The 8,404-nt window shown below is 68.0% G+C and carries 8 protein-coding genes, 1 tRNA gene, 2 rRNA genes and 1 pseudogene; 8 read left to right on the top strand and 4 right to left on the bottom strand.

The genetic code is table 11. The features are described 5' to 3' along the window. From I71_RS06455 to I71_RS06420, 8 genes and pseudogenes are all read left to right on the top strand, one after another. Positions 1 to 424 (top strand): annotated as a pseudogene (locus I71_RS06455) (4-hydroxy-4-methyl-2-oxoglutarate aldolase); the annotation flags it as partial. A 28-nt stretch (positions 425 to 452) separates the two neighbouring features. Next, positions 453 to 1,406: a hydroxyacid dehydrogenase gene (locus I71_RS06450; protein ID WP_042692598.1), complete on the top strand. Its 954-nt coding sequence runs from the start codon at positions 453 to 455 to the stop codon at positions 1,404 to 1,406. Positions 1,407 to 1,558: 152 nt separating this feature from the next. Beyond that, positions 1,559 to 2,272, top strand: coding sequence for a response regulator transcription factor (locus I71_RS06445; RefSeq protein WP_042692595.1), 714 nt, complete (start codon positions 1,559 to 1,561; stop codon positions 2,270 to 2,272). After that, positions 2,269 to 3,720: an ATP-binding protein gene (locus I71_RS06440; RefSeq protein ID WP_049975960.1), complete on the top strand. Its 1,452-nt coding sequence runs from the start codon at positions 2,269 to 2,271 to the stop codon at positions 3,718 to 3,720. Before I71_RS06445 ends, I71_RS06440 begins: the two co-directional genes overlap by 4 nt. A gap of 64 nt (positions 3,721 to 3,784) precedes the next feature. After that, positions 3,785 to 4,000 carry a hypothetical protein gene (locus I71_RS06435; protein WP_042692590.1) on the top strand — a complete coding sequence of 72 codons (216 nt, stop codon included), beginning with the start codon at positions 3,785 to 3,787 and terminating at the stop codon, positions 3,998 to 4,000. 17 nt (positions 4,001 to 4,017) lie between these two features. Beyond that, the gene (locus tag I71_RS06430) at positions 4,018 to 4,581 is read left to right on the top strand and encodes a cytochrome b (protein WP_042692587.1); all 564 of its coding nucleotides are present in this window, start codon (positions 4,018 to 4,020) and stop codon (positions 4,579 to 4,581) included. 162 nt (positions 4,582 to 4,743) lie between these two features. Next, on the top strand, positions 4,744 to 5,586 hold the full coding sequence (gene radC / locus I71_RS06425; protein ID WP_307188972.1) for a DNA repair protein RadC: 843 nt from the start codon (positions 4,744 to 4,746) through the stop codon (positions 5,584 to 5,586). Positions 5,587 to 5,703: 117 nt separating this feature from the next. Beyond that, the gene (locus I71_RS06420) at positions 5,704 to 6,363 is read left to right on the top strand and encodes a DUF882 domain-containing protein (protein WP_049975959.1); all 660 of its coding nucleotides are present in this window, start codon (positions 5,704 to 5,706) and stop codon (positions 6,361 to 6,363) included. A gap of 10 nt (positions 6,364 to 6,373) precedes the next feature. Here I71_RS06420 and I71_RS06415 read toward each other — a convergent pair whose 3' ends face one another. From I71_RS06415 to I71_RS06400, 4 genes are all read right to left on the bottom strand, one after another. Further along, positions 6,374 to 7,324 (bottom strand): MBL fold metallo-hydrolase, encoded by a 951-nt coding sequence (locus tag I71_RS06415; protein ID WP_042692584.1) that lies wholly within the window; start codon positions 7,322 to 7,324, stop codon positions 6,374 to 6,376. A 193-nt stretch (positions 7,325 to 7,517) separates the two neighbouring features. Then, positions 7,518 to 7,594 (bottom strand) — tRNA-Met (locus tag I71_RS06410). A gap of 77 nt (positions 7,595 to 7,671) precedes the next feature. Beyond that, positions 7,672 to 7,787 (bottom strand): 5S ribosomal RNA (gene rrf, locus I71_RS06405). Between the two features lie 148 nt (positions 7,788 to 7,935). Continuing rightward, positions 7,936 to 8,404: ribosomal RNA gene (locus I71_RS06400) — 23S ribosomal RNA — on the bottom strand; the annotation flags it as partial.

The raw sequence follows: 8,404 nt of genomic DNA, 5'->3' as shown, positions 1-8,404 counted from the left end.
GATTCAGGGCATGACCGATGCCGGCCCCTGGGGCGACATTCTGACCGCGTCGGCCATCGCGCGCGGGCTGGGCGGGCTGGTGATCGACGGCTGCGTGCGCGACGCCGCCGCCATCCGCGACATGGGCTTCCCGGTCTTCTGCCGCGGCACCAACATGAAGGGCACCAACAAGACCGACGCCAAGGGCGACATCAACACGACCGTCGTGGTCGGCGGCGTGATGGTCTCGCCGGGCGACATCGTGGTCGGCGACGACGACGGGGTGGTGGTGGTGCCGCAGGCTCTCGCCGCCGACACGCTGGAGAAGGCCGCCGCCCGCGAGATCGCCGAGGAGGCCTACCGCCACAAGCTGGACGCCGGTGAAACCACCATCGAGCTTCTGAACCTGAAGCCCTATCTCGACGCCGCCGGCATCACGCTCTGACCGGCCTTTCGACGGAAGTGCCTCCGCCATGCCCGACATCATCATCTCCGAATTCATGCAGCCCAGCGCCGTGGACGAGCTGCGCCGCGACTTCGACGTCCATTATGACGAGACACTCTACAGGCGCCTGGACGAGCTGTATGCGATGGGCGGCGGCGCCCGCGCCATCTGCATCCGCAACGAGACGGAGATCCGCGGTGCCTTCTTCGACGCCTTCCCCAACCTGAAGGCGGTCGGCCGGCTGGGCGTCGGGCTGGACAACATCGACGTGCCGGGCTGCCGGCAGCGCGGCATCGCGGTGCTGCCGGCCACCGGCGCCAACGAGATCTCGGTGGCGGAACTCGCCATCGCCGGGCTGATGATGCTGATCCGCGGCACCAGCTATTTCGCCACGCCCGACGTGGTGGCCGGGACATGGCCGCGCGGCCGGCTGATCGGACGCGAGGTGTCGGGCCGGACGCTGGGCATCGTCGGCTTCGGCCGCATCGGCCGCCATGTCGCCCGCCGCGCCCAAGGGCTGGACATGACGGTGGTCGCCGCCGACCCGCATGTACCGGCCGACGATCCGGTCTGGTCCGGCATGGGGGTGGAGAAGGTGTCGTTCGACCGGCTCTGGGACAGGGCCGACGCGCTGTCGCTGCATCTGCCCTACACGCCGGAGACCCACAATCTGGTCAACGCCGACGTGATCGCCCGGCTGAGGCCCGGCACCATCCTGGTCAACGTCGCCCGCGGCGGCATCGTCGACGAGGCGGCGCTGGCGGCGGCGCTGAAGAGCGGCCATCTCGGCGGCGCCCTGCTGGACGTCTTCGCGACGGAGCCGCTGCCGGCCGGCAACCCGTTCCACGGCGTGCCCAACCTGATCCTGACCCCGCACATCGGTGCCACCACCGACGAGGCCCGCATCCGCACCGGCCACATGATCGCCGACACTGTCCGCGCCGTGCTGACCGGCACCATCCCGGACACCGCCATCGTCTGACCTGCGTCCGATACGCGATGCAGGAAAAAATCTCCCTCTCCCTCCCGGGGAGAGGGAGATTTCCCCCATCCCTGCCCGGCTTGCGGTCGGACGGCAAAAGGCGGAAAGTCACGGCCACCGCTTCCCGACCACCGGTTCCGGAACCTCCCGCTTTGCGGCTGCTGCTGATCGAAGACAACCGCCGGCTGGCCTCCCTCACCGCCGAAGGGCTGGGCAAGGCCGGTTTCGCCGTCGACCTCGTGCACAGCGCCGAGGACGCCTCGGCCGCCCTCGCCGTTGCCGGGTTCGACGCCATTCTGCTCGACCTCGGCCTGCCGGATGCCGACGGGCTGACTCTGCTGTCGGCGCTGCGGGCGCGGTCAGACACCACGCCGGTGCTGATCCTGACCGCCCGCGACGGCGTGAACGAGCGGGTCAAGGGGCTGAACCTGGGGGCCGACGACTATCTGCTGAAGCCCTTCGCGCTGGAGGAGCTGGTCGCCCGCATCCGTGCGCTGTTGCGTCGGCCGGGGGCGGCGCTGGGCATGGTGCTGCAACAGGGGAACCTCGCCTTCGATTCGGCCGCCCGGCTGGCCAGCGTCGCCGGGAAGCCGTTGGACCTCAGCCGGCGCGAGCTGGACGCGCTGGAACTGCTGCTGCGCCGCGCCGGGCGGGTGGTTTCGAAGGCGGCCCTGGAAAACGGCCTGTACGGGTTCGGCGAGGAGGTCGGGTCGAACGCGGTCGAGGTGCTGATCCACCGGCTGCGCAAGCGGCTGCAGGCCGCCGGCTCCACCGCCGGCGTCCAGACCCTGCGCGGCATCGGCTACATCCTGACCGAAGTCCCGGTCGAGAACGGGTCCGAAAATGGGCTAGAGAGCGGCGCATGAGCGGCGGCACCGACGCAGCCCGCCCCCCGTCCCTGCTGGCCTCCATCGCCCGCTGGCTGGTGCTGGTCACGCTGCTGGCGGTCGCCACCACGGCCCTGCTGCTCTATGTCGAGTTCAAGGGCACCCACGACCGCATGCGCCAGCGCACCCTGTCCGGCGTCATCCGCGTGATCGAAAGGGCGGTGCGAACCCCTGACGACAGGCCGAACACCGTGCTGCCCGAGTCGGTCCAGGCGATGCTGCGGGTGAACGCCGCCTCCTTCGCGCTGGTCGACGGCGAGGGCCGGCTGCTGCTCGGCTCCGCCGGGGTGGAAGGTCCGCTCGACCCCGGCAGTGCGCAACTCCCGCGCAGCGTCTTCCGCGTGCCGGCGCAGAATGGCGAGCCGCCGCTCTACGGCCTCAGCCACCGCATCGAGGTCGGCGGCCGGCCCTATTGGATCCAGGTGGCCTCCGGCGAGGAGGAGCTGCACATCGAGTGGCTGCTTGAGGAGTTCATCGAGCATTTCGGCTGGATCTGGCTGCCCTTCGCCCTGGTGCTGATCCTGGTCAATCTGGTCATCATCCATCGCGGCCTGAGACCCCTGCGCCGCGCCTCGGCCCGCGCCGCCGCCATCGGCCCGGACAGCGTGTCGCAACGGCTGCCGGAACAGGGGATGCCGCGCGAAGTGCTGCCGCTGGTCCGCGCGGTCAATCAGGCGCTGGACCGGCTGGAGGCCGGCTACGAGGCCCAGCGCGGCTTCATCGCCGACGCCGCGCACGAGCTGCGCACGCCGCTGGCGGTGCTGGACGCCCATCTGGCGCTGATCGGCGCTCCCGGCGCCCCGATCCGGGCGGATGTCGCCGGCATGGCGCGGCTGGTCGACCAGCTGCTCGATCTGGCGAGGCTGGACGCCCTGCGCATCGCTCCCGGCGACTCAGTCGATCTCGCCGGGCTCGCGGTGGAGACCGCCGCGCATCTGGCCCCGCTGGCGCTCGCCAAGGGACGGCTGATCGAGGTGATCGGCGACGACCGGCCGCTGCCGGTGCGCGGCGCCCACGACCCGCTGTTCCGCGCCCTGCGCAATCTGGTGGAAAACGCCATCTGCCACGCCCCGGCCGGCAGCACGGTCAGTGTGGAGCTGGCGCTGTCCGCCACCAGCGAACCGCTGCTGCGGGTGATCGACCGCGGCCCCGGCATTCCGCCGGAGCAGCGCACCCATGTGTTCGAGCGCTTCTGGCAGGGCGGCCGCGACCGCGGCTCCGGTTCCGGCGTTACGGAAACCGGCGGTGCCGGCTTGGGCCTGTCCATCGTTGCGCGCACCATGGCGGCACATGGCGGAACGATCTCGGTCGAGGATACCCCCGGCGGCGGTGCCAGCTTCACCCTGCGCTTCCCGGCCCTGCCGTGGCAAAGCGACGCAGTGCGGCCGATCCCGGCAGTCTCCGGCACGCCGCAAGCCACCCCGTAAGCCCCTTGTAAGCTGGGCAGGCTAGACCGGTGGGGACCCCTTTCCCCTGCCAGGATGACCGCCGATGCTGTCCGCCACCTCCCTCACCTCTCCGTCGCCGATGACGTCACCGCTGCAGAGCCGCCCGGCCGCGGCCGCAGCGCCCGGCATCGACAGCGACGGCGACCACGACAACGACATGGGCGAGAGCGCCGCCGCCCAGGCCGCCGAGCAGCGCAGCGCCGCCCCCAGCCTGCCGGCAGACCCGAACCGCGGCCGCACGCTGAACATCACCGCCTGAACGGAGGCGCGTTCCAGATGACCACCACCTACAGCGCCACGCAGAAAGCCCTGCACTGGCTGATCGCCTTGCTGATCGTCGGCGTCTATCTGCTGACCTTCGGCGAGGATTTCTACGAACGCGGGCACCCGATGCGGGCCACGATCTGGTGGCTGCACATCTCCTTCGGACTGGCCCTGCTGGCGCTGGTGCTGGCGCGGATCGTGCTGCGCCTGACCCGCGGCACCCCCGCCCTGCCGTCGGAGATGACGCCAGCCGAACGCGGCGCCTCCCACCTCGTCCATTTCGGGCTTTACGCCCTGATGCTGGCGATTCCGCTGGTGGGCGTGGTGCTGACCTGGCTGCGCGGCGACACGCTGAGCTTCTTCGGTCTGTTCGCCATCCCCTCCCCTTTCGAGACCGACCGCACGCTCGGCCGCTCGGTGAAGGAGATTCACGAACTCGGCGCCAACCTGATCCTCGCCCTCGCCGCCCTCCATGCGGCGGCGGCGCTTTGGCACCATTTCGTCCGCCGCGATGGCGTCCTGACCCGCATGCTGCCGGGACGGCATGGCGGTGGGCAGCCCGGCCTCGCCGACTGACCTCCCGGGCCTCTTTCTCCACCCGCGCGAGCGCTACCCCTGTGCGCTCGCGCGATCAGACGTTATAGTCGTCGCCATACATATGCATGGCGACGAGCGATGGCAGGACGCAAGACAACAGGACGCACCCGGAAAACCGGAAGCGCGGGAGGCGGAACGGAAATGGATGATGCCGGCCTGAACGCCGGCCTCCTGCCCTTCCCCGACCTGCTGGCGTCGAATGCCGGAGCCGACAGGAACACGGGGGAGCAGGCCGGCAACACGGCCACTCCAGACGATCCGGTCGGCGAAGCCGGCGATGAGGCTGCTGCCGACGATCCTCATTACATCGATCATCGCGAACGGCTGCGCCGCCGCTTCCTCGACCGCGGGCCTGACGCGCTGGACGATTACGAACTTCTGGAAATGGTTCTGTTCGCCGTAAGTCTGCGGCGCGACGTGAAACCGCTGGCCAAGCTGCTGATCCAGACCTTCGGCGACCTGTGGGGGGTGGTCAACGCCCCGCCCGAGCGGCTGCGCGGCCTGAAGGCGGACGGCGTGTCGCTCGGCACCGACAATGCCGTCGCCATCGTCCGCATCGTCGGGGCGACGGCCCTGCGCGCCCTGCAGCAGCGGGTGATCGACCAGCCGGTGCTGGCCTCCTGGCAGGCGCTGATCGACTATTGCGCCGCCGCCATGGCGCATGAACCGACGGAGCAATTCCGCCTGCTGTTCCTCGACCGCAAGAACAAGCTGATCGCCGACGAGGTGCAGCAGCGCGGCACCATCGACCATACCCCCGTCTACCCGCGTGAGGTGGTGAAGCGCGCGCTGGAGCTGTCGGCCGCCGCCGTGATCCTGGTGCACAACCACCCGTCCGGCGACCCCACCCCCAGCCGCGCCGACATCGAGATGACCAAGGAGATCGTCCGCGCCGGCAACACGATCGGACTTGTCGTGCACGACCATCTGGTGATCGGCAAGGGCGGCCGCCACACCAGCTTCAAGGCGCAGCGCCTGCTGTAGCCGGTCCGTCGTCCCCCGCTTGCCATGCAGCCACGCCATGCGTCGCCACTTTGCATTTGCGAATCGGTCGCCATTTTGTTGACCTGACGGTGACCCGCCGAAAGAACGACTGACCGCATGTCCTCCTCCCCCCTCTCCCTGAAGCGCCGCAGCCTGCTGATCGGCTGTGGCGCCCTGGTGCTGATGTCCGACCGCGCGCTGGCCGCCCCCGCCGCGCCGCGCCGCCTCACCCTCAGGAACGAGCACACCGGCGAGACCTTCGACGGACCTTACCGCGACGACTCCGGCCCGCTGCCCGACGCCATGGCCGACCTAGCCAAATTCCTGCGCGACCACCGCGCCAACAAGGAAGGGCCGGTCGACGTCGGCACCCTCGACTTCCTGGCCGACATTCTGGAGGCGGTGGGCCAGTCCAAGGCGACCATCCTCTCGGCCTTCCGCACGCCGGAGACCAATGCCATGCTGGCCGCCCGCAGCCTGGGCGTGGCGGAGCACAGCCAGCATCTGCTGGGGCGCGCGCTGGACGTGACCCTGCCCGCGCGCCTGCCCGACGCCCATCGCAGCGCCCTGGATCTGAAGCGCGGCGGCGTCGGCTGGTATCCGCGTTCTCATTTCCTGCACATCGACACCGGGCCGCTGCGCAGCTGGGAGATGTTCGGCCAGAACCTGGACGGGCTGTTCGCCCCCGGTGCCCGCGGCACCCGCCTGCGCACGGTGTCGCAGCGCATGCAGCTGCACCGGGCCATCGCCCGCCGCCAGATGCTGGGCCGGAAGTGAGAGGCTGGCGTCAGCCCTCCAGCTGGCGCCACATCTCCATGTCGCGCTCGGCGGTCCAGATGCGGGGATCGACGTGGCCGGTCGCCTCGTCATAGGCGCGGGTGACGTTGAACGGCATGCAGTGGTCGAAGATCACCCAGTGGCTGAACTTCGGCTTCAGCGCGGCATAGCTGTCCTTGTAGATCGCCCGCAGGTCCTTCCCGGCCGCGACGCCCTGCTTGACCAGGTCGAACAGTTCGCTGGTGAAGGCGCGGGTGCCGCGCAGCCCCTCCTGCACCTGATCCGCCGTGGTCAGGGCGGCGCCGCGGCCGGGCACCAGCTTCTCCGGCTTCAGTGCCGCAAGGGCATCCAGCGTCGCCGGCCAATGGGTGAAATAGGCGTCGCCGCAATAGGGGGTGGCGCCATATTCGACCAGATCGCCGGAGAACAGGATTTTCTGCTGCGGCAGCCACACCACCGTGTCGCCCTTGCTGTGGCCACGGCCGAGTTGCAGCAACTGCACCTCCAGCGAGCCCAGCCACATCGTCATCTTGCCGTTGAAGGTGATGGTCGGCCAAGTCAGGCCGGGAACCGATTCGACGGCACGGAACAGCCGCGGGAAACGGCCGATCTCACTTGCCATGTCGGCTTCCCCGCGCTCGACGATCAGGTCGCGGGTGTCCTCGCTGGCGATGATCTGCTCCGGCGCATAGCCGGACGCACCCAGCACGCGCACCGCATGGTAATGCGACAGCACGACATGGCGGATCGGCTTGTCGGTGACCTCGCGGATGCGGCGGATGACGTCCTGTGCCATCACCGGCGTCGCCTGGGTGTCGATCACCATCACCGCGTCGTCGCCGATGACGATGCCGGTGTTGGGATCGCCCTCAGCGGTGTAGGCATAGGCGTTGTCCGACAGCTTGTCGAAACTGACGGTCTTCTCGTCCAGGTCGGCATGCGAGGCGAAGTTCTTGGACATCCGGTTTCTCCACAGGCGCGGCCGATGCCCCAACCCTCAAGGAAGCACCGCCGTCGTTGGTTGGCTGGGCAAACCATATCGTTGCATTTGAAACCATGCAATGTGTTTGGCTGCCGGATGTCGCGCTTTCCGGTGGGACAGTGCTGAACGGAAAAAGCCCGCCGTGCGTCAGCATGGCGGGCTTTTTCTTGTTTGGTTGCGGGGGCAGGATTTGAACCTGCGGCCTTCAGGTTATGAGCCTGACGAGCTACCGGGCTGCTCCACCCCGCGGATGTCTGATTGTGGATCGATGGACGATGAAGATGCAAGCATGAGCGTTTTGTTTGAGCGTCTCTTATGCCTGAGTGACCTGGCGGCGACCTACTCTCCCACGTCTTAAGACGCAGTACCATTGGCGCGGAGGCTTTTCACGGCCGAGTTCGGGATGGGATCGGGTGTTTGACACCTCGCCATGACCACCAGGTCACCAAGGCACAAGACCGACGCTCATTCCCAAAAGCGCATATGCTTGTTCAGTGCAAGTGATGTGAGGAGTATCGAACTGCGGCGCATGCTGTCAAGCTGCTGTTTTGAGCAGGCTTGCTGCTGCGCATGGCGCGGTTTGTGGGGTCGAGATCAAGCCGATCGAGCGATTAGTAAGGCTTAGCTTCAGACATTGCTGCCCGTCCACATGCCTCCTATCGACGTGATGGTCTGTCACGGCTCTCAAGGGAGCTCTGGTTTAGAGGTGGGTTTCCCGCTTAGATGCTTTCAGCGGTTATCCCGTCCATACTTAGCTACCCGGCCATGCCACTGGCGTGACAACCGGTGCACCAGAGGTATGTCCATCCCGGTCCTCTCGTACTAGGGACAGATCCTCGCAAAACTCCGACACCCACGGCAGATAGGGACCGAACTGTCTCACGACGTTCTAAACCCAGCTCACGTACCACTTTAATCGGCGAACAGCCGAACCCTTGGGACCTGCTCCAGCCCCGGATGTGATGAGCCGACATCGAGGTGCCAAACGACTCCGTCGATATGGACTCTTGGGAGTCATCAGCCTGTTATCCCCGCCGTACCTTTTATCCGTTGAGCGAT

Source organism: Azospirillum sp. B506 (assembly GCF_000333595.1).
In the GTDB taxonomy this organism is placed as follows: Bacteria; Pseudomonadota; Alphaproteobacteria; order Azospirillales; family Azospirillaceae; genus Azospirillum.
This window is presented reverse-complemented; position numbering and strand designations above follow the sequence as displayed.

Coding starts and splice junctions, on each gene's coding strand:
- radC (WP_307188972.1), top strand. CDS start 4,744: ATGGATGATGCCGGCCTGAACGCCGGCCTCCTGCCCTTCCCCGACCTG.
- I71_RS06435 (WP_042692590.1), top strand. CDS start 3,785: ATGCTGTCCGCCACCTCCCTCACCTCTCCGTCGCCGATGACGTCACCG.
- I71_RS06450 (WP_042692598.1), top strand. CDS start 453: ATGCCCGACATCATCATCTCCGAATTCATGCAGCCCAGCGCCGTGGAC.
- I71_RS06430 (WP_042692587.1), top strand. CDS start 4,018: ATGACCACCACCTACAGCGCCACGCAGAAAGCCCTGCACTGGCTGATC.
- I71_RS06440 (WP_049975960.1), top strand. CDS start 2,269: ATGAGCGGCGGCACCGACGCAGCCCGCCCCCCGTCCCTGCTGGCCTCC.
- I71_RS06415 (WP_042692584.1), bottom strand. CDS start 7,324: ATGTCCAAGAACTTCGCCTCGCATGCCGACCTGGACGAGAAGACCGTC.
- I71_RS06420 (WP_049975959.1), top strand. CDS start 5,704: ATGTCCTCCTCCCCCCTCTCCCTGAAGCGCCGCAGCCTGCTGATCGGC.